At 40.2% G+C, this 21,547-nt stretch carries 20 protein-coding genes, 1 other RNA gene and 1 pseudogene; 7 read left to right on the top strand and 15 right to left on the bottom strand.

Annotation, left to right across the window (positions count from 1 at the left end):
- The first annotated feature begins 46 nt into the window (after positions 1-46).
- From FTU62_RS06110 to FTU62_RS06095, 4 genes are all read left to right on the top strand, one after another.
- Positions 47-736, top strand: coding sequence for an HAD-IA family hydrolase (locus tag FTU62_RS06110; RefSeq protein ID WP_218948593.1), 690 nt, complete (start codon positions 47-49; stop codon positions 734-736).
- Positions 729-1,169 carry an RNA-binding S4 domain-containing protein gene (locus FTU62_RS06105; RefSeq protein WP_168377604.1) on the top strand — a complete coding sequence of 147 codons (441 nt, stop codon included), beginning with the start codon at positions 729-731 and terminating at the stop codon, positions 1,167-1,169. Before FTU62_RS06110 ends, FTU62_RS06105 begins: the two co-directional genes overlap by 8 nt.
- A 145-nt stretch (positions 1,170-1,314) precedes the next feature.
- A complete protein-coding gene (gene recA / locus FTU62_RS06100) occupies positions 1,315-2,358 on the top strand; it encodes a recombinase RecA (RefSeq protein ID WP_078193524.1) in 1,044 nt (347 codons plus the stop codon).
- Between the two features lie 80 nt (positions 2,359-2,438).
- Positions 2,439-3,083, top strand: a complete 645-nt coding sequence (locus tag FTU62_RS06095) for a regulatory protein RecX (RefSeq protein WP_180102164.1) — start codon at positions 2,439-2,441, stop codon at positions 3,081-3,083.
- A gap of 107 nt (positions 3,084-3,190) precedes the next feature.
- Here the strand turns inward: FTU62_RS06095 and ffs are convergent.
- An RNA gene (gene ffs / locus FTU62_RS06090) (signal recognition particle sRNA small type) lies at positions 3,191-3,287 on the bottom strand.
- 291 nt (positions 3,288-3,578) lie between these two features.
- On the opposite strand from ffs, the pseudogene FTU62_RS06085 reads away from it, so the two are divergent.
- Positions 3,579-4,440 (top strand): annotated as a pseudogene (locus FTU62_RS06085) (YbgF trimerization domain-containing protein).
- Between the two features lie 59 nt (positions 4,441-4,499).
- Here FTU62_RS06085 and lpxA read toward each other — a convergent pair.
- The 12 genes from lpxA to rimO all read right to left on the bottom strand — a co-directional run bounded on the left by lpxA (position 4,500) and on the right by rimO (position 16,834).
- The gene (lpxA, locus tag FTU62_RS06080; RefSeq protein WP_180102163.1) at positions 4,500-5,288 is read right to left on the bottom strand and encodes an acyl-ACP--UDP-N-acetylglucosamine O-acyltransferase; all 789 of its coding nucleotides are present in this window, start codon (positions 5,286-5,288) and stop codon (positions 4,500-4,502) included.
- Positions 5,285-5,770: a 3-hydroxyacyl-ACP dehydratase FabZ gene (fabZ, locus tag FTU62_RS06075; RefSeq protein ID WP_171263789.1), complete on the bottom strand. Its 486-nt coding sequence runs from the start codon at positions 5,768-5,770 to the stop codon at positions 5,285-5,287. The genes lpxA and fabZ overlap by 4 nt, the downstream gene beginning before the upstream one ends.
- 5 nt (positions 5,771-5,775) lie before the next feature.
- Positions 5,776-6,846 (bottom strand): UDP-3-O-(3-hydroxymyristoyl)glucosamine N-acyltransferase, encoded by a 1,071-nt coding sequence (gene lpxD / locus FTU62_RS06070; protein ID WP_180102162.1) that lies wholly within the window; start codon positions 6,844-6,846, stop codon positions 5,776-5,778.
- Between the two features lie 3 nt (positions 6,847-6,849).
- Positions 6,850-7,350, bottom strand: a complete 501-nt coding sequence (locus FTU62_RS06065; protein ID WP_180023808.1) for an OmpH family outer membrane protein — start codon at positions 7,348-7,350, stop codon at positions 6,850-6,852.
- 41 nt (positions 7,351-7,391) lie between these two features.
- A complete protein-coding gene (bamA, locus tag FTU62_RS06060) occupies positions 7,392-9,854 on the bottom strand; it encodes an outer membrane protein assembly factor BamA (RefSeq protein ID WP_373886329.1) in 2,463 nt (820 codons plus the stop codon).
- An 85-nt stretch (positions 9,855-9,939) separates the two neighbouring features.
- The gene (gene rseP, locus FTU62_RS06055) at positions 9,940-11,295 is read right to left on the bottom strand and encodes an RIP metalloprotease RseP (RefSeq protein ID WP_180102160.1); all 1,356 of its coding nucleotides are present in this window, start codon (positions 11,293-11,295) and stop codon (positions 9,940-9,942) included.
- A 3-nt stretch (positions 11,296-11,298) separates the two neighbouring features.
- The gene (gene ispC / locus FTU62_RS06050; RefSeq protein ID WP_180102159.1) at positions 11,299-12,495 is read right to left on the bottom strand and encodes a 1-deoxy-D-xylulose-5-phosphate reductoisomerase; all 1,197 of its coding nucleotides are present in this window, start codon (positions 12,493-12,495) and stop codon (positions 11,299-11,301) included.
- Positions 12,496-13,320, bottom strand: coding sequence for a CDP-archaeol synthase (locus tag FTU62_RS06045; RefSeq protein ID WP_078193533.1), 825 nt, complete (start codon positions 13,318-13,320; stop codon positions 12,496-12,498).
- Positions 13,321-14,076, bottom strand: coding sequence for a polyprenyl diphosphate synthase (uppS, locus tag FTU62_RS06040; protein ID WP_180102158.1), 756 nt, complete (start codon positions 14,074-14,076; stop codon positions 13,321-13,323). It lies immediately after the preceding gene.
- A gap of 6 nt (positions 14,077-14,082) precedes the next feature.
- Positions 14,083-14,637, bottom strand: coding sequence for a ribosome recycling factor (frr, locus tag FTU62_RS06035; protein ID WP_078188724.1), 555 nt, complete (start codon positions 14,635-14,637; stop codon positions 14,083-14,085).
- A 79-nt stretch (positions 14,638-14,716) separates the two neighbouring features.
- Complete coding sequence (gene pyrH, locus FTU62_RS06030) at positions 14,717-15,445, bottom strand: UMP kinase (RefSeq protein ID WP_078193535.1); 729 nt, start codon at positions 15,443-15,445, stop codon at positions 14,717-14,719.
- A gap of 45 nt (positions 15,446-15,490) precedes the next feature.
- Positions 15,491-16,834, bottom strand: a complete 1,344-nt coding sequence (rimO, locus tag FTU62_RS06025; RefSeq protein WP_180102157.1) for a 30S ribosomal protein S12 methylthiotransferase RimO — start codon at positions 16,832-16,834, stop codon at positions 15,491-15,493.
- A 352-nt stretch (positions 16,835-17,186) separates the two neighbouring features.
- Between rimO and glnL the strand changes: the two genes are divergently transcribed.
- Both glnL and glnG read left to right on the top strand, forming a co-directional pair.
- Entirely contained in the window at positions 17,187-18,293 is a 1,107-nt protein-coding gene (gene glnL, locus FTU62_RS06020) for a nitrogen regulation protein NR(II) (RefSeq protein WP_180102156.1), read from the top strand.
- The gene (gene glnG / locus FTU62_RS06015; RefSeq protein ID WP_078188728.1) at positions 18,283-19,758 is read left to right on the top strand and encodes a nitrogen regulation protein NR(I); all 1,476 of its coding nucleotides are present in this window, start codon (positions 18,283-18,285) and stop codon (positions 19,756-19,758) included. The genes glnL and glnG overlap by 11 nt, the downstream gene beginning before the upstream one ends.
- 70 nt (positions 19,759-19,828) lie before the next feature.
- Here the strand turns inward: glnG and FTU62_RS06010 are convergent, their stop codons facing one another.
- Both FTU62_RS06010 and mhpT read right to left on the bottom strand, forming a co-directional pair.
- On the bottom strand, positions 19,829-20,155 hold the full coding sequence (locus FTU62_RS06010; protein WP_180102282.1) for a hypothetical protein: 327 nt from the start codon (positions 20,153-20,155) through the stop codon (positions 19,829-19,831).
- Positions 20,156-20,269: 114 nt separating this feature from the next.
- Positions 20,270-21,475 carry a 3-(3-hydroxy-phenyl)propionate transporter MhpT gene (gene mhpT / locus FTU62_RS06005; protein ID WP_180102155.1) on the bottom strand — a complete coding sequence of 402 codons (1,206 nt, stop codon included), beginning with the start codon at positions 21,473-21,475 and terminating at the stop codon, positions 20,270-20,272.
- Positions 21,476-21,547 lie beyond the last annotated feature (72 nt).

The raw sequence follows: 21,547 nt of genomic DNA, 5'->3' as shown, positions 1-21,547 counted from the left end.
TTTCTATATGCTTTGTTAAACTTTGAAAATCTTTGGAGAATCTTGAATGCAAAAACCGACTATAATTTTCGATATGGACGGTACTTTACTCGATCTTGCTTATGATGATTTTATCTGGAATGAGCTGCTGCCAATTCGCTATGCTGAACAGCATCAGTGCTCACTCGAACAAAGCAAGCAAACGCTATTTAGTTTTTATCAACAGCATAATCATACCCTAAAATGGTACTCCTCTCGCTTTTGGACCTCACAAGTTGGCGTTGATGTTCTGGAAATGCAGATAGAACAAAAAGCCAAAGTAGCGAAACGCGAAGGCTGCATTGAGCTGCTTACCTATCTTAAAGAAAATGGCTATCCTATTTGGCTTGCGACCAATGCCGACTATGCAGGCTTACAATTCAAACTTGAAGAAACCGGTCTTCGTGATTATTTTGATGTTATCGTCAGTTCAGAAACGCTCGGTCATGCCAAAGAGTTTATTGAGTTTTGGCAAATATTAGCAAGCAAACACCCCTTCGATGCAAAAAACTGTTACTTCATTGATGACACAGAAAAAGTGCTCAATGGTGCAAAACTTTTTGGGATTGAACAGCTCTATTCGATTCAGCAGCCTTCATCTGCCAAAGCGCCTCGCGAGACTTGTAATTATCCAATGCTGTCCGCATTAACAGATTTAATCCCTATTTTAGAAGCTCAAATGATTGAGCAAGCCGAGGAACAGAAAAAATATGCGTAAATCAAATCTAGCCGAAGATGCTGTTGGTATGCGTATAGACAAATGGTTGTGGGCTGCACGTTTTTTTAAAACACGCTCTATTGCCAAAAATGCGATTGAAGGCGGTAAAGTTCATCATAATGGCGAACGCGTTAAAGTTTCTCGTGAAGTTCGTGTAGGCATGGAATTAACCATTGCACAAGGCCTTGAGAAAAAAACTGTGGTGGTGAAAGCACTGTCGGATGTTCGTGGGCCTGCCCCAACCGCTCAGCTGCTTTATGATGAAACTGAGGTCAGTATTGCAAAACGGGAATTGCTCGCATCACAAAGAAAGTTGCATAATCTAGCTCGGCCAGATCATCGACCAAGTAAAAAAGATCGTCGAGATATTGGTAAATTTAAAAGAGAAAATGATCAACAGTTTGACCAGCAATGGTCTTATAATGATGATTAAGTTAAAGCGTCACAACATGTCGCACCTGTTGTGATTTTCATAGAACAAAAGGATGATTTCTGTCACTATACCCTCGTGGAACAGATCTAAACTGAATACATCCACTTGAGTATATTGTTTCGTGACATCGTATTGAGGTTGTAAGATGGATGATAATAAAAGCAAGGCGTTAAATGCGGCCTTAAGCCAAATTGAAAAGCAGTTTGGTAAAAACACCGTTATGCGTCTTGGTGATAATACTGTACAGGCAGTTGAAGCTGTCTCTACAGGTTCTTTAACATTAGATATCGCACTAGGTATTGGTGGTTTGCCTAAAGGTCGTATCGTAGAAATCTACGGTCCTGAATCTTCTGGTAAAACGACTATGACATTACAAGCTATTGCACAATGTCAGAAAGCTGGCGGTACTTGTGCATTCATCGATGCTGAACATGCATTAGACCCTCAATACGCACGTAAACTTGGCGTAGATATTGATAACTTACTTGTTTCACAGCCAGACAATGGTGAACAAGCACTTGAAATTGCAGACATGCTGGTACGTTCAGGTGCCATTGACCTGATCGTTGTCGACTCTGTAGCTGCACTGACCCCTCGCGCCGAAATTGAAGGCGAAATGGGTGACTCACACATGGGCTTACAAGCTCGCCTAATGAGCCAAGCACTGCGTAAAATTACCGGTAATGCGAAACGTTCGAACTGTATGGTGATCTTCATTAACCAAATCCGTATGAAGATTGGTGTAATGTTTGGTAGCCCAGAAACCACAACTGGTGGTAATGCACTTAAATTCTATGCATCTGTACGTTTAGATATCCGCCGTATTGGTCAAGTGAAAGAAGGCGACGAAATCATTGGTTCAGAAACCAAAGTGAAAGTTGTGAAAAATAAAATGGCTCCTCCATTCCGTGAAGCGATTTTCCAAATTCTTTATGGTAAAGGCGTGAACCATTTAGGTGAGCTTGTTGACCTCGCAGTACAACAAGAAATTGTTCAAAAAGCAGGTGCTTGGTATTCATACCAAGGTGACAAGATTGGTCAAGGTAAAAACAATACCATTCGCCACTTAGAAGAACACCCTGAACTTGTGCAAACTATCGAAAAACTGATTCGTGAACAACTTCTGACTACGGGTACAGCACCTGTAGAAGACAAAGACGAAGAAGAACCAGACTTTTTAGATGCTTAATTACAGCATACTTTAATAGCAGACGAAACGCCCTACGGGGCGTTTTGTTTTGCACTCAAAATTTGTATTAAAATGACCCCATGACTAAAGACCATTTTCCACTCTTGCTTGATTATGAAGCACTGAAACAACAGTTTGCAGAAGCTGAAGAAACTGCCTGCGTAAATCATGCTGCACAAACTGACATTTCACATGACAATACTTCGGTGATCGATCACACTGCGTTGCATTTTGACACCAATGGTAAAGAGGTTCATGCTGAAAAAAAACCAGGACTGCGCGGCTCTCGTCTACGCTCATACGCTTTTGCAGTACTCACACGTAAAGAATACTCAAAAGCGGATTTAATCGAAAAATTAGCACTGTATGCGGATAGTCGTGAAGAAGTCATACACTTGGTGGAAGAACTCGCACGTGAGAACTATCAAAGCGATCAGCGTGTAGCAGAGATGGTGCTATCGAGTCAAAAACGTAAAGGTAAAGGCCCTAATCGTATAAAGCTCGCGTTAAAAAATAAAAAAGTAGACAGTGAATTAATTCAGGATGAATTAAAAGAAACAGATTGGGTCACTGAAGCCTACCAGCTCAAAATAAAAAAATTTGGCAAAGCTGTTGAACGTGATCCAAAACAAAAAGCCAAACAAATACGTTTTTTGCAATATCGAGGCTTTGATCTCGATACGATTTTTAAAGTGATTGCATGTAAAGAATTTGATGACGAATAACAAAGATATAGATCTAAATGAAAAATTAATAAAACTAAAATAAAGAAGAATATAGGATTGAAAAAATGAGAGGACGTTTAATTTATTATTATTGAAACTGGTGGCAACCCTACCAGCAAGACTTCGGCACATCATATTTCTACTACCGTTGCTACCTTCCGGTCCTGGCGGGGTTTATAGAGTACAATTGCGAAGTAACCAGCAGGGCTACCATTGCAAGAACAGAGTATAGAGATTTTTAATAAACATGCAAGCCTAAAACCAAGAATTCCTGAGTAGAAAAAACTGTTTGATTATTTATAAATCAATATGATGGTCGATGATGTAGAAAACATGAAACTTCATCACTATATTTTTACTTTAATACACAGCAAGATTGTAAAAGCTTATTGCAATTCAGATCTTTGGCGTTTTTAATGTGCTTATCGTTTTATCTAAAGCTGTCTGTAATAAAACTATTCTATACGGACATGCTTGTAACTACATGGAATTTTTATGATGTTTAAACAGCATGTATTGTGTGCCCTTACATTGACTTGCTCAGGTGCATTATTTGCCAATATTCCAATTGAATCTCGTGGTTTGAGTGGCGCTAATAATGGCACTGTGTATACAGCAAATAATACGGCCATTCAAACAGGTGCTGGCTCTCCCCCTATTCCAACCAATTTGAATTGGCAGCTTATGCAGAAGAACCAACAGCTCGAAAATGAATTGCGTAACTTACGTGGTAAAATGGAAGAGCAAGACAATATTATCGAACAATTAAAAAGTGAACTTACAAACCGCTATGCAGATTTAGATCAACGTTTAGAGCTACTCCAACAAAAAGTAGATCCGAGTGAAGACACAGAAGCTGCGGAGGATAACCAACAAGGTACTGCACCCAGTAACAGCTAATACAGCGCCTACACCTGTTAAACAACCTACGACCCAAGCAACATTAAGCTCATCTGCAAACCAACCTGTAAATGCAGGTGGTGACTCACTTGAGCTTGAGAAAGCAGCTTATACCGTTGCTTTAGATGCATACAAACAAGGTGGTGCAAAGAAAGCCATTGCACCAATGAAAAACTTTATTAAGAATAATCCTAACAGTGTTTATATTAGCAATGCATATTTTTGGTTAGCTGAGTTCAACCTTGCTGTTGAACCGACCAATTACGCAGAAGCGAAAAAGAACTATAGTATCGTGTTAGATCAATACCCTGAGTCGACCCGCGCACCTAGAGCGTTATATCAACTGTATAGCATTGCAAAAGACGTCGATCGAAATAGTAGTTTAGCAACGCAGCTCAAAAGCAAGCTTATCCAAAAGTATCCAAAATCTGAAGAAGCAGGCTTTGTTAAAAAATAGTCCTATTTTTAATGCAAAAAAAAGACACCTTATAAGGTGTCTATTTTTATTCGCAGTATTTAACGAACGATACCGCGCTTAGACTGCTCAAGTGAGTCAATCAACAATTGCGCTTCTGCCACATCAGGCAAAATTTCAGTACGAATACGCTCAATCGCTTCATTCGTCGTTAAACCATCTTTATAGATCAATTTAAAGGATTCACGTAAACCTTGAATCACATTTTTTGACCAACCTTTACGACGCATGCCTTCAATGTTCATGGCAAAAGCATGGGCTGGATTACCAGATACCATGACATAAGCAGGTACATCTTTCAAAATAAGCGATGCACCACCAATCATACTGTATGAATCGATTTTACAGAATTGATGAATACCAGAGTTACCACCTACGATGACGTAATCACCAATGTGGACATGACCTGCAACGCCGACGTTATTAGCAAAAATATTATGATCACCTACCACACAGTCATGTGCAATATGTGTATTCACCATCAATAAATTGTGACTACCAACTTTAGTTAGACCCTGATCTTGAACAGTACCACGATGTAAACTACAGTGTTCACGAATCGAGTTGTGATCCCCGATTTCTAACCACGTTTCTTCACCAGCATATTTCAAGTCTTGGCAAACTTCACCAACACTGGCAAATTGAAAAATTTCGTTATGTTGACCAATACGGGTATAACCACCCACCACAACATGTGAATGCAGTTTAGTGCCCGCTCCAATTGTGACTTTAGGACCAATAATACAATATGGTCCAATTTGCACATCCGGAGCAATTACTGCTGATGAGTCAATAATGGCGGTAGGATGAATTAATTCGTTATTGCTCATGCTGTCTCTGTTTTCTGATGCGAAACCATAATTTCCGCGGTTGCTGCGACTACGCCATCTACAGTGGCAACACAATTATATTTGTAAATGCCACGCTTTTGCATCACTAATTCCGATTTTAATACAAGTTGATCGCCTGCAACGACTTGTTTTTTAAATCGAACCTTCTCTGCACCAGCAAATAAGAACAGCGAACCCGCTGAAGGTTTCTCATTATTCATGATGAAACCTAAAATACCCGATACTTGCGCCAATGCTTCAACAATCAGCACACCCGGCATAATTGGGTATTCAGGGAAATGGCCTTGTAAAAATTCTTCATTAATCGTTACATTTTTATAGCCTACAATCCCGTTGTCAGTCACTTCAACAACACGATCAACCAATAAAAACGGATAACGATGTGGCAAATATTCACGAATAGTCTGAATAGTCATTGGTAATTCAGGTTTTGTGAAAGCTGGGGTATTCGACTCTGTCATCATAATTATTTACGCAATTTAAATGTTGATTCAAGGGACTCAATTTGAGACTGCATATGATCAAGTCGTTTGACCAATTGGGTCAATGGCACATCTGCTAATTGTTTAAAGCGGATTGCTGCCTTTTTCCAAGAACCACTTTCAAGCATTGGCGTACCTGAAGAATAACTCCCAGCAACGGAAATACTTTTTGTGACCATTGACATACCGGTAATTGTCACATTATCTGCAATATTAATGTGACCTACGATACCAACAGCCCCTGCTAGCACACAATTTTTGCCAATAGTTGTACTACCGGCAATACCACATTTCGCAGCCATTGCCGTATTTGCACCAACTTTGACGTTATGCGCGATTTGCACAAGGTTATCAATAATGACACCATCTTCCAAAATTGTGTCATCTAAAGCACCACAGTCGATACTACAATTTGAACCAATACGCACATCATTCCCGATACGTACAGAACCTAATTGAGCAATACGATGCCATTTCCCTTGATAAGGTGCAAAACCAAATCCTTCACCACCGACCACCGTATTTGCATGGATACGTACACGATCACCTAACTTGGCTTCACCGGTAATCGTCACATGCGAATCGATAAAACAATCTTTACCAATTTCAACACCATGATCAATCTTCACTTGTGATTCAATGCGCGTTCCTTCACCCACCACACTATTCGCACCAATCACCACATAATGCCCAATATAAGCAGTATCAGAAATGATTGCGGAAGGATGAATTTGGGCAGTACTTTCAATTCCTATTTCTACAGATTTCTTTTCAAAAACATGCGTTAGAATAGCGAAAGCCAGATACGGATTGGGTACAACAATGAAGTTTTGCTGTGAAGGGATTTGTGACTGCATGTCTGCAGTCACAATCAGCGCACCAGCCTTAGACTGTTGAGCTTCATTCAGATATTTATCTGCGTTTAAAAATGCAAGCTGATGTGGTTGAGCACTCTCCAAACTTGCCATTCCGCTGAATTGCAAGTCTAGCTGACCAATACATTGACCTTGAACAAGTTGAGCAAGCTTTTCTAAACTGAATTTTTGAGAATTCATTGATTATTTAATTGCATTAACCTTTTGAATCATTTTATCAGTTAAATCAAACTTAGGGTCATACGCAAGTGCTGAATTTTTATTCAAAACAACATCTAACTTATTTTCTGTGCGCAATTGTTCTGCAACTTGCTTGATTCGAGTATCCATCGTGCGATTTAAGGACTGGATATTACCTTGAACCGAAGCTTGAACTTTTTGCTGTAAATCAGTCAGCTCTTTGAGTTTAGTTTGATACTGTTGACCCATTTGCTGCTTTTGCGCAGCAGTCAACTTATCACCACCCTGCTGAGCTTTCTGTTGCATTGCTTCCAGCTCTTTAGCCAGTGATTCAATTTTAGTGGTTTGTGGTTTCAACTGCTGTTGAATTTGAGCATTTTGTTGTTTTAGATAAGTGCTTTGATCAACCACCTTTTCTAAATCAACCACACCGTAACCTGCTGCATGTACCACTGCAGAACATGACATACCCAATACTGCCAAACCAGCAAATAATTTATTCATCTTATCAACCTGTAATTTTGTTATTCCCCGAAGGGTCGTACTTAGAACGTACGACCAATCTCGAATTGAATTTCTTTTGTTTCATCGCCAGCTTTGTCATTCAGTGGGAATGCATAACTCAGTGAAATTGGACCAATCATCGTGATCCAAGTAAAGCCTGCACCAACACTATAACGCATGTTATTCATATCAAAGCCGTAGTTATCTTTACAGTATTGACGGTCTTCACTAGATTTAGGAACGTCACATTGGGTGTCAAATACTTGTGCGCCTTCAGCAAACAATACTGGACGAACTTGACGCGCCCAATCGCCTTTAAATGGCACAGGTAAAGCCAATTCAGTACCAAATTGAATTAAAGCATTACCACCGACTTCTTCTGGATCGTAGTCAACCTGATTTTGCGCATCATAATACACACCAGGATATTTCGGCCCTAGAGTACTGTTGTCATAGCCACGTACCGAACCAAAACCACCTGCATAGAAATTTTTGTAGAACGGTAAATCATTACCATAGCCTAACTTACCGTAACCACGTAACACAAAGTCTTTACCTAGTGGGAAATAAGCTTGTGCATCATAAGTGATTTTTTGATATTCAACATCACTGCCCGGTAATGCAATTTCGGCATTGACGCGGTGTGACATACCCGATGTAGGGAATACCGGGCGATTCAAGGTGTTGTACGACCAACCTAAGTTAAGGTTATAAGTTAAGAAATCACCTTTAAATTCATTGTCATAAGTAATTTCTTCAACAGCACATTTATAACCAATTATTTCGTTTTTATCATTATAAACAGGTACAGTATTTTGAGACTCACCATTAGCATCTTTTGGGCAGTAAGAACCTTTCCCTGTAGCTTTACCACCATTAGCAAGTAAGTAGTCACGGACATACGTAGATACATATGGGCCTGTAGTTACATCAGTTTGATCAATATTCAAACCCATACTGATACTCTGGTTTTCATCGATCGGATAACCAAAGTTGATACCACCACCAAAACTATCAGTGACGTAGTTGTTAACGTTATAGTCGTTATCTAACTTGGTTTTACGGTAGTACAAGTTATAACCACGGCGTACACCATCAATAGTGAAGTATGGGTCAGTTACACTGAGGTTGTAATAATCTTGAGTCTCTGAACGAGACAAATCGATAGAAACTGCATTACCTGTACCCAAGAAGTTGGTTTGACTCAAACCTGCTTGGAAAGTCACACCGCCACTTTGTGAGAAACCAACAGCTAAAGTACTTGTCCCCGAATGCTGCTCTTCAACATTTACATTTAAATCAATTTGATCTGGGGTACCCGGAATACGTGCAGGCTTAACATCAACGGTTTTAAAGAAACCTGTACGTTCTAAACGCACTTTAGACAAATCAATTTTTTCGTTACTTGCTAATGCGCCTTCCATTTGACGCATTTCACGACGTAGAACTTCATCAGCTGTTTTCGAGTTACCTGTGAAATTAATACGGCGAACAGTGACTTGCTGACCCGGATTCACATAGTAATTTAAATCAACCAATTTGGTGTCTTTATTGATTTCAGGAACAATGTTCACTTCTGCAAAGTAGTAACCTGCGTTACCGTATTTACGAAGTAAAAGTTGTTTCACACCATTCACTTTTTCTTGTGAATATAAATTGCCATCTTTATAAAGTTTTAAAGCGTTTAAATCTGTTTGCGTATAAAGCGTATCACCTAAGAAATGGGTTTCACCAAACTTAAATTGTTCACCTTCATCCACCGAAACTTCGATAAAGACGTGTTTTTTATCTTCACTCAAATTTAGACTTGAATTGGTAATGTTGAAGTTGATGTAACCTTTGTTGAGATACATCGCACGTAACGCTTCTAAACTCGCAGCCATCTTTTCACGTGCATAGCGGTCATTACGAGAAATGATCGAGTTCCAACCACTTTCTTTTAATGCAAAAATTTGTTTAATTTCGCTTTCTTTAAAGACTGTATTACCAATGATATTGATATCAAATACTTTGGCAGATTGGCCTTCTTCAAACTCAATTAAGACATTGACACGGTTATTCGGTTGAGCGGTTGTAATCACTTTGACATCAGCATCGTAGCGACCTTGCTGCATGTACTGTTGTTCTAATTCAGTTTCAACCGTTTGCAAAGATGATTTCTTTAAAACTTCACCTTCGGACAGACCCATTTTCTTTAAGCCTTCTTCCAAGGCTTCTTTAGGAATAAGTTTATTGCCTTTTAGCTCAACTTTAGAAATTACTGGGCGTTCAACCACTGTATATACAAGGGTATTACCGACTTGTGAAGACTTCACATCATCAAACAAACCCGACGCAAACATGCTACGAATTGAGTTTGAAATGATTTGATCATTGACACGATCACCAGCGGAGAATGGGATCATTCCGGCTACATTGTCAGGAGTTAAACGCACTAAGCCATCAACACGAATATCTTGTACTACAAAATCATCTGCTGCATATACTTGTTGTGCTACGGCCATAGCACTAACCAGTGCCAATGGCATAAATAAATGTTTGTGCTGCATGCCAGTCTTTTCCGCTGTTAATTTATTTCGTATAACGTTCTTATAAACGCATAATGTCATTGAATAGAGCCAGTAGCATCATGCTACCCAGCAATACCATACCAATTTTTAATCCAACCAATTGTATTTGTTCAGAAACAGGTTTACCACGAATTAATTCAATAAAATAGTAAATTAAATGACCGCCATCGAGCATAGGAATCGGTAGTAAATTTAAAATACCCAAGCTTACACTCATCAGTGCCATAAATGAAATGAAGGTTTGCCACCCCATCTCAGCACTTTGTCCAGCCACTTTCGCAATAGTAATCGGACCAGATAAATTATCTAAACCAACCAAACCACGCACCATTTTTACAATAGAATTCAGGATCATACTAGATATCTGACCTGTTTTTTCTACCGCTTTGCCCATCGCCTCTACAGGCGTGTATTGAATGGTTTGTTTGTATTCGGCTGGAATATTGACTTTACCCGGATCACTTTGTACACCTAAAAGCCCTGTAACTTTACCCATTTGGTCACGCTTACCTTGCGGCATCACGCTTAAATGCACAATTTTATTTTGTCGTAAAACATCAATTTTAAGTAACTTTTCTGGAGAAGCTTGTACAACTTGTACAACATCAAACCAGTCTTTCATTTTTACGCCATCGATCGAAACAATTCGATCACCCACTTGCATCCCTTGGCGAATCGCTGCGCCATCTTCACTGAGTTTTGAAACCACTGCAGGAATTTTAGGACGATACGGTGTAAAACCTAGAACATCGAGTGGTGACTGAGTTTGATCACGTAAGAAACTTTGAATAGGTAAACTGAAGTTTTGAATTTGCCCTGCTCGTTCAGCTTGAATTTGAATATTGCCAGTTTCACCTACACGATCAACCAAGGCATAATTCAAGCGCTCCCAAGTGGATACTTGAGTGCCATCTACGGCAGTAATTTTATCACCAGACTGCATTTGCGCAGCCGCTGCAGGCGTATTCGGTAAAATTTTACCTACGCGCGTATTGAGCTGTTCCTGAGCTGGTAAAAATAAAATCCAAAACAACACTACTGCAAAAGCCAAGTTAATGAGTGGCCCTGCCGCAACAATTGCAATACGCTTCCAAGGGTGTTGTCGGTTAAATGCTTTTGGTAAGTCTTCTGCTGCGACATCACCTTCTCGTTCATCCAACATTTTGACATAACCACCTAGTGGTAATGCAGACAGTTGATATTGAATACCCGACTTCTTTGACGTCCACTTAAGTAGTGTTGGGCCAAAACCAATCGAATACACCAAAACCTTTACGCCCAGTTTACGTGCAACGAAATAATGCCCAAATTCATGAATCGCTATCAGCGGTCCAAGTAGCAATATTGCTGCAATAATCATAAACAAGGCATTCATGTCTTAACTTCCTGAATTCAATACTGCTTTTTCAGCAACCATACGTGCCGATTTATCTGCATGCAAAATAACATCAATATTATTTGCAGCTGAGTTTTCAACTTGCCCCAACACATGTTCCACAATTTGAGGGATTTGAGTAAAGCCAATTATCTCATGCAAAAATGCTGCAACGGCGATTTCATTGGCTGCATTTAAAATCGTAGGAGCTAAGCCTCCAGCCTTCATGGCTTGACGTGCTAATTTTAGCGCTGGGAATCGCTGTATATCAGGCTGTTCAAAATTTAACTGAGAATGAACAAATAAATCTAATGGAGGCACATGTGTTTGAATACGCTTCGGCCATGCTAATGCATGAGCAATAGGCGTACACATATCAGGATTACCCATTTGCGCCAAAGTCGAACCATCTACATATTGAACCATTGAATGAATGATACTCTGTGGATGGACAACAACTGTTACAAATTGTTCTTCAACTGCAAAAAGATGACAGGCTTCGATCAATTCCAAGCCTTTATTCATCAGCGTTGCAGAATCAACAGAAATTTTTTGCCCCATCGACCAGTTTGGATGCTTACAGGCTTGGGCAGGCGTCACACTTTGCAATTCTTCTAAACTATGATGCAAAAATGGACCACCAGATGCGGTGAGTAAAATCTGTTTGACACCCAATTTTGGCTGACCATGACGCTCACCTTGTAGATAAGTTTCAGGCAAGCATTGGAAGATTGCATTGTGTTCAGAATCGACCGGCAGCAACAAAGCATTATTTTCACGTGCGGTCTGAATCATGATGTCACCCGACATCACCAGCGCTTCTTTATTTGCCAGTAAGACACGCTTACCTTCTTTCGCAGCAGCCAATGTCGGTAGCAATCCTGCCGCACCCACAATAGCGGCCATGACCACATCAACTTGTGGATGTTCTGCTACTGCGATTAATCCTGCTTCATCATGCAGGATTTCAATATCAGTTAATTTTTCAGCTACGAGTAATTGGCGCAGTTCATCCACTTTATTGAATGGAACAACTGCGATTTTCGGTCGATATTGTTTGCATATTTCGACAAGTTCTACAATTCGGCTATGTGCAGTGACTGCAAAAACTGAATACTCTTCGGGGTGCTGTTGCAGAATCTTTAAAGTACTTTGACCAATGGATCCTGTTACACCCAATATACAAACAGATTGTGACATCTATAAATCTACGCCAATTAATTTTAAAACATACATACCTGCCGCAAAGATAGGTGCTGCAGCAAGCAACGAGTCAATACGATCCAGCACACCACCATGTCCGGGAAGAATACGACCAGAATCTTTGATCCCTGCACGACGCTTGATCATCGATTCAAATAAATCACCAAGTACTGAACTAAATACTGTTATTACTGAAAGTATTAAAAATAAAATATGTTCAGCGATGCTTAAATCAAGATAAATAATTTCAACAACAATAACAATTAGCATTGCAGTGAATAGACCGCCATATAAACCTTCGATCGATTTATTTGGGCTCACATCTGGTGCAAGTTTTTTCTTACCAAATTTACGTCCCACGAAGTATGCACCACTGTCTGCACCCCATACCAACAGGAACAGATACATGAGCCACCAAGGTGAGTTCATCCACACAGAAAAAATAGCAGTTACCGCAGCAGGAACTAAGACTAAACCAATACCACTCAGACTCGGGTTATACCAGTTATCGTAATCAGGATAAGACTTCACCCAATAGACACTTAAGATCCAAGTAAAGATCGAAGCCGCCCAAAGCAGTAATGCAACATCTGTAAAATGCAATGCTAGTGCTGAAAGAATAGCAGTGACTAGACCATAGCCCCAAGCGAAAGGTTTAATCACATTTTGTGTATTCCGCGGCATGAGTTTAAACCACTCATAACCCGCGACAGCTGATGCAATAATCATCAGCACAAGCATTGGGTATTTAGACTCGGTTGCAAACATGCAACTCAGTACAACTGAAACCAGTACCAATGCGGTTATTATCCGCTCTAACATTTATTTATTCTCAAACTGCTCTTGTTGAATCTGCTCTGAAGTCTTACCAAAACGACGTTCACGACCACCAAATACCGCTAGTGCGTCATCAAATTCTTCAATGGTAAATTCAGGCCATAATGTCTGGGTAAAATAAAGTTCTGCATAAGCAGCTTGCCAAAGCAAGAAGTTCGAAAGACGGAAATCACCACCTGTACGAATTAACAAATCTACCGGAGGTAGATCACTTAAACTGACATATTGACCAAAGACTTCAGCATCCACTGCTTCAAGATTTATTTTGTTAGTTAAAACATCTGCTGCGATTTGTTTTGCAGCCTGTGCCATATCCCACATACCACCGTAACTAATTGCAATAGTTAAAGTCATGCTGTCGAAATTAGCAGTCCTTTGTTCGGCTTGCAACATTAAGTCACGTAAGTTAGCAGATAAACGAGAACGATCACCAATAAAACGTAGGGAAATGTCAAATTTTTCCATACGCGGCAACTGCTCATGAATGGTTTCTTCGAGAAGAGCCATCAACAGATCAACCTCAAACTGAGGACGATTCCAATTTTCACTCGAAAAAGCAAAAACGGTCAGTGCTTGGATATTTCTTTTACGACAATGTTCAACGATGGGATCTAGGATGTCCTTTCCAGAACGATGCCCTTCACCTTTTTGCATTTGATTCTTTTTGGCAAAACGATTGTTGCCATCCATAATGATGGCAACATGTTTTGGAAGACGGGAAGTTTCTTCAGATGAGGTCATTAAAACTTAGACCTTCATCAATTCAGCTTCTTTTGCAGCCAGACGTTTTTCAACTTCAGCAACGAATTTGTCTGTAATTTTTTGAATGTCATCACCCGCACGACGCTCATCATCTTCAGAAATTTCTTTTTCTTTCAACAATGCTTTGATATCACCTAAAACATCACGACGGATGTTACGGATCGCAACTTTTGCATTTTCAGCTTCGTTACGTGCAACTTTCTGCATGTCTTTACGTGTTTCTTCTGTTAATGCAGCCATAGGAACACGGATCGCATCAGCAGTAATCGGGTTTAAGCCCAAGTCAGATTCACGGATTGCTTTATCAATTGCAGCAACCATTGAACGTTCAAAAGGTTGAACAAGTAAAGTACGAGAGTCTTCTACACCCACGTTCGCTACTTGGTTTAATGGCACATCAGAGCCATAGTAAGGAACCATAACACCATTTAAAATTGATGGGTGCGCGCGCCCTGTACGAACTTTAGCAAAACCATGCTCTAGAGAATCTAGAGATTTGTTCATACGGTCTTCTGCGTCTTTTTTAAGATCGTTAATCATGTGATCTTCCTTACTTAATTCGAAAAGATGTAAATTCTAAAATAGCTTGTAGTATAAAGAGCTTTAGGGCCCACGTACATTAGTTAGTAACGTGAGTACCCTCTTTTTCACCCATTACCACTGAAAGTAATGAACCTGATTTGTTCATATCAAATACTTGAAGTGGAACGTTGTGGTCACGGCATAAGCAGATCGCAGTTAAATCCATCACACCCAGTTTTTCATCTAAAACTTGGTCAAATGTTAATGCATCGTATTTCACTGCATCTTCATATTTGCTTGGATCTTTGTTGTATACGCCATCAACCTTCGTCGCTTTAAGGATAAGATTGGCTTCAATCTCGATACCGCGTAAGCATGCCGCTGTATCTGTCGTAAAGAATGGGTTACCCGTACCTGCGACAAATACACACACTTCGCCACGAGTTAAATGACGAATAGCATCACGGCTAGAGTATGATTCAACTACTGCACCAATGGGTAAAGCCGACATTAGACGAGTTTTGATATTACGACGCACCAAAGCATCACGAAGTGCCAAACCGTTCATCACAGTGGCCAACATACCCATTTGGTCACCTGTTACACGGCCAACCAAACCATCTTTTTGTAATTGGCTGCCACGGTAAAGGTTACCACCACCGACAACGATACCCACTTGAACACCCAAACCAACAAGGTGCGCAATTGCGAGTGACATTTGATCGAGCACTTGTGCATCGATACCCATCTCTTTATTGCCCGCTAAAGCTTCACCTGAAAGCTTAAGCAGGATGCGACCAAAACGTGGTTTTTTAGAATCAAGCATCATCAACTCCGAATTATTTAATTTCAATTATTTTTAATGAATCGTTTAAACAGACTTAACCGAGATCAGTTTTGCAAATAAGTCATATTCATCTGCATCTGTGATTTCCACTTCAAGTAAATCACCTGCTTTAATCACTGACTTATCGATATCTTCAACAAATACATTACCGTCAATTTCAGGTGCATCTGCATAAGAACGTGCAACAGCAACTGGGAACTCTTCTTCAAGATCATCCACCAGTACTGTCATTTTCTGACCAATACGACTTTGCAATTTCGCAGCAGAGATTTCTTGCTGAACTTGCATGAAACGTTCATAACGCTCTTGTTTGATTTCTTCAGGCACATGATCTGGCAAATCATTTGCTGTCGCACCTTCAACTGGCGAGTAAGTAAAACATCCCACACGATCAAGCTGCGCTTCTTTTAACCACTCAAGCAACATTTGGAAGTCTTCTTCAGTTTCACCCGGGAAGCCCACAACGAATGTAGAACGAATCACAAGATCAGGACATTTCTCACGCCAAACTTTTAAACGCTCTAGTGTATTTTCACTGTGCGCAGGACGTTTCATGAGTTTTAAAATCTTAGGACTTGCATGTTGGAATGGAATATCCAAATACGGCAGGATTTTGCCTTGTGCCATTAAGTCAATCACAGCATCCACATGTGGATATGGATATACATAGTGCAGACGCACCCAGATACCCAATTGACCCAATGCTTCACACATGTCATAGAATTTGGTTTTAACGGGCTGACCGTTCCAGAAGTCCAATTTGTATTTGGTGTCTACGCCATAAGCCGATGTATCTTGAGAAATCACAAGGACTTCTTTTACGCCTGCTTTTTTCAGCGCTTGAGCTTCAGTCAATACTGAACCTACTGGACGAGAAACCAAATCACCACGCATGCTCGGAATAATGCAGAATGTGCAACGATGGTTACAACCTTCTGAAATCTTCAAATAAGCATAATGTTTTGGTGTTAATCGAATACCTTGTTCAGGTACTAGATCAATAAACGGATTGTGTTTCGGTGGCTCAGGCACGTATTCGTGCACAGCTTCCATCACTTCTTGATATGCCGCAGCACCTGTCACTTTTAAGACATTTGGGTGCATTTGGCGAATTTTGTCTTCGTCTTTACCTAAACAACCAGTCACAATTACGCGACCGTTTGAACTCATCGCTTCGCCAATGGCATCTAGCGACTCTTGTACTGCAGATTCAATAAAACCACAGGTATTTACAACTACTAAATCGGCACCATCATAATCTGATGCTACATCATAACCTTCAGTCTTTAACTGAGTTAAAATTCGTTCGGAATCTACCAATGCCTTAGGACAACCTAAAGAAACAAAACCGACTTTGGGGGATTTCATGAATCTGCGCTCCACTATAATCCGCGTATTGTATGTCTTTTCAAAACATAAAAACAGGTGAAAAGGCCACTCTTTATATCACGCACCAAAATAATGCTATAAATTCATCCATATAATTTCATTTGCACCATTTTAATGCATTTTAGATTTACAGCCTGTTTTTAATCAGCTATACACTTTATTTAAAGTCTTAAATAAGCGCATTTATTCAAATAAGCATCAAAACTTAGCGTATTTCTGAAATAGTTGGCTTATATCTTGCATAACTTGCATCAATTCGAACCTTATTAGATTGAACGATTTGCTTTATGAAGATGCCATTGCGCCATTTTAAGACAGGAACCTCTCGCTAATGGATCAGACTATGACGATTGATTACCGGCTTTTAGTGGATAATTTAACCACTGCCATTTTATTGGTCGATAGCAACCTGAATATTTTTTATTTAAATTCATCTTGTGAAGCGCTTTTTGACATCAGCTTACTTCGTGCATCAGGTCAGCCTGTATTAAATTTACTCCATATGCCCGATGATGAATTCAATACGCATGATGCATTAATGAATACATTAACTTCTGGTCAACACTATACGCGCCGAGAAGCAACGATTAATGTCAACTTTAAAGACATTCATGTCGATTACACTGTGTCACAGCTCAACTCTGGCAAACCCTACCACCCGTTGCTATTGATTGAATTGAATCAAATCGACCGGATGTTGAAAATCTCTAAAGAAGAAAACCTGATTCAACAGCATCAAGTCGCACGACAACTGATTCGTGGTGTTGCTCATGAAATTAAAAATCCACTTGGTGGTATCCGTGGGGCGACACAACTTTTAGCGCGTAGTTTAAATGATCCGAAGTACAGCGAATTCACCGACATTATTATTAGTGAAGTAGACCGATTACGTAATCTTGCTGACACTATGCTTGGTTCAAGACAATTACCAAGTTACGAACCAGTCAATGTCCATGAACCCCTTGAACGTGTTCGTTCACTGATCGTCAACCAAACCAAAAAGAAAATTAAAATCACCCGTGATTACGACCTTTCTTTACCGGATGTATTGGCAGATCGTGATCAATTGATTCAGGTCATGCTGAATATCAGTGTCAATGCTGTTCAGGCGATGACGGAAAACAAAGAGTTCTTTGTTGAGCACCAACCAGAACTCACTTTGCGCACACGTATTCAACGTTTAGTCACCATCAACGGTGTATTAAAACGCTCTGCGGTACGCATTGATATCGAGGACAATGGACCAGGTATCCCACAAGAAATATTAGAATCCGTATTTTACCCTTTAGTGACAGGACGAGCGAAAGGTACAGGCCTCGGCCTAAGCATTGCACAAAATATTATGCATCAACATAACGGAATGATTGAATGCCAATCAGTTCCTGGAAAAACAGTATTTAGCCTATATTTACCTTGGGAGTCAGATCATGTCGCGTAATAAGATTTGGGTCATCGATGATGATCGCGCCATGCGTTGGGTGCTGGAAAAAACATTCAAAGAAGAAGGTTTTGATGTTACCAGTTTTGAAGAAGCACAATCCGCTTTAGATCAGTTAAGTGTCGATGCGCCAGATGTTATTTTGACAGACATCCGTATGCCGGGTATTGATGGACTGACCTTTTTAGGCAAAGTCAAAGGCAACTACCCTGACTTACCTGTGATCATCATGACCGCACATTCAGATTTAGAATCTGCTGTGTCAAGCTATCAAACGGGTGCATTTGAATATCTACCAAAACCTTTTGATATTGATGAAGCTTTAGCACTTGTAAACCGTGCAATTTTGCATATTGCCAAATTACAACAACAAGAATCTGCTAAAACCGTTCAACCGATTCAATCTACAGAGATTATTGGTGAATCACCTGCTATGCAGGAAGTCTTCCGTGCCATTGGTCGTCTTTCTCAATCACACATTACTGTATTAATTAATGGTGAATCAGGCACAGGGAAAGAATTGGTTGCGCATGCGCTGCATAAGCATTCACCACGTGGCAACAAGCCTTTTATTGCGCTCAACATGGCGGCAATTCCAAAAGATTTGATCGAAACTGAATTATTTGGTCATGAAAAAGGAGCGTTCACCGGTGCCAACACACAGCGTCAAGGGCGTTTCGAACAAGCCAATGGCGGGACTCTTTTCCTTGATGAAATTGGCGACATGCCATTTGAAACCCAAACACGTTTACTGCGTGTTTTAGCGGATGGCGAATTCTACCGAGTCGGTGGTCACATCCCAGTCAAGGTGGATGTCCGTATCGTTGCGGCAACACACCAAGACTTAGAAAAGTTAGTACATGAAGGTCGCTTCCGTGAAGACTTGTACCACCGTCTAAACGTGATTCGTATTCATATTCCAAAACTTGCACATCGTAGTGAAGATATTCCGATGCTTGCACAACACTTCCTAGCAAGTGCAGGTAAAGAACTTGGGGTAAGTCCGAAGATTCTGCGTCCTGAAACGCAAGAATACATGCAAAAACTGCCATGGCAAGGTAATGTGCGTCAGCTTGAAAATACCTGTCGTTGGTTAACGGTTATGATCACAGGCCGTGAAGTTTATCCAGAAGATTTACCATCTGAATTAAAACAGATTCCAATTCAAGGCACAGATGGCAATCCTGCTACTCAAGGGATTGATCGTATTGGTGTGCATCACTGGGATGAGCTACTTGGTCAATGGGCAGTACAAAAACTTAAAAATGGTGAGATGAAAATTCTCGACATTGCAACACCAATGTTTGAACGCACCCTCATCAATGCAGCACTACAGCAAACACGTGGGCGTAAGCGCCATGCAGCAGAACTTTTAGGTTGGGGTCGTAATACCTTAACTCGTAAACTTAAAGAACTCGGTATGGACAGTGCCGAAGATGATGTCGAAGAAGAATTAGAAAGTTAATTTTCTGATTTTCATTAAAAAAGCCAGTCACTTGACTGGCTTTTTTATTTTGAGATTTTTTAGCAATATTTTATGCCGTAAGGCCGACATAACGTGAATAACCTTCCACCCCTAAATCAGACTTATAAATGAGAAACTCAGGGAAGCTCGAGGAGGCAATTTCAGTAAACATATGATACTGATCATCATTAGCATGCAAGTCATCGACTGTATGCTGCATAGTTTGCTCAAATTCATCGGTAATAAACTCAAAACCAATATCCATTGCAATAAACAGCACATGCTCACATGGCTGCACATACTGTTCTTCTGACCAATCAATCACTTGCTGCTGACAATGTGGACACTGAATGTTATCTGAAGGAGAAATATCAAGTTCGATCAATTGATAAGACATAAAAGTAAATTTATTCATAAATATTAGATTTATTCTAACAAAACTTAGTTTCAGCTAAAGATATTTATTCAATAAAAAAGGAGCCGTAGCTCCTTTAAATATGACTGGTTTTGACTATTTCTTAAGGGATGACTTATAGGCTGACAATGCAGCCACTGCGATAGCTGACAAAGCAATACCCGGCGCACTTGCAATTAAAATACCTGTCGTTCCTAGACCTAGCGCCAAAATCTTACCTGTGAGTAATGGACCTGTCATTGCACCCAAACGACCCCATGAAATCGCACTCCCCACACCTGTTACTTTCCCAGCTGGTGTATAGAAAATTGGAGAGATCCCATACAAAATCGATTGACCACCTGTAGAGAAAATCCCGCCCATGATGCCTGCTGCGATAAGTACAGGAATTGAATTTGTTGTGAACAGTACAAACAATGCTACAAACAAACCTGAATAGATAATCACTGCCATTTGCCATAATTTTAGGCGATCAAGTAAGTAGCCTAAACCCAGCGTACCAATCACTGCGCCCACTTGGAACATCAACATGATCATGAAAGCTTGTTGCTTTTCCAGCCCTTGCCCCATAAGCAAGTTAGGCAACCAACTGATCAGAATATAGTTCACCATTAAGGTAAAGAAGAAACTCAGCCAAAGCGGCAATGTATACTTATAACGCTGTTCAGCAAAAAGGATTTGCCCCATCGGTGGAACCGTTTCCTTGGTTTCTGCCTGAACTTTTTCTGTACGCTTATCTTTTAAGATAATCGCCATGAATGGAATCAAGATTAAAGGCGTTAAACCACCAATTAAAAATAGTGTATGCCATGAGATATCTTTAAAGACAATACCCAAGCCAGCAACAAAGATTGCACCTACGGGTAAGCCACAGTACATCAAACTATTTAAGCGCCCACGGTTAGCATCCGTCGCTTCATCACCCACCACCGAGATCATCGTTGGCATCGCAGCACCCAAACCTAAACCTGTAAAGAATCGTGCGATATATAAAATTTCAATACTTGGTGCAACTGCCGTAATCGACATAAATACACCGAAGATAAAAATCGACAGCATCAGGACTTTCTTCTGTCCCAAATAGTCAGCGACACGCCCCCCAAAGAACGCGCCAAATAACATACCAAACACACCTAAGCTAAACACATAACCCATTTGCACTTGATCTAAGGAAAATGTCGCTGCGATTCCTTTTGCTGCGATACCGGGCGCTTGCAGGTCAAAACCTTCAAAAAATGCTACCCAGAAACACAAAAATACCGTTAGAAATTTTTGAATTTTTCCCGATTGTTGATTTGCCATAATCAAACTCCATTCATGTAGCGTAAACCCACTTGTACGCCATGCCCTGAAGTTTCGGCTTTATTGGGTAGA

The sequence above is a fragment of the Acinetobacter sp. YH12126 genome (genome assembly GCF_013418745.1).
Lineage (GTDB): Bacteria > Pseudomonadota > Gammaproteobacteria > Pseudomonadales > Moraxellaceae > Acinetobacter > Acinetobacter amyesii.
Note: the sequence above shows the minus strand (reverse complement) of the source record. Positions and strands in the feature narration are given on the sequence as shown.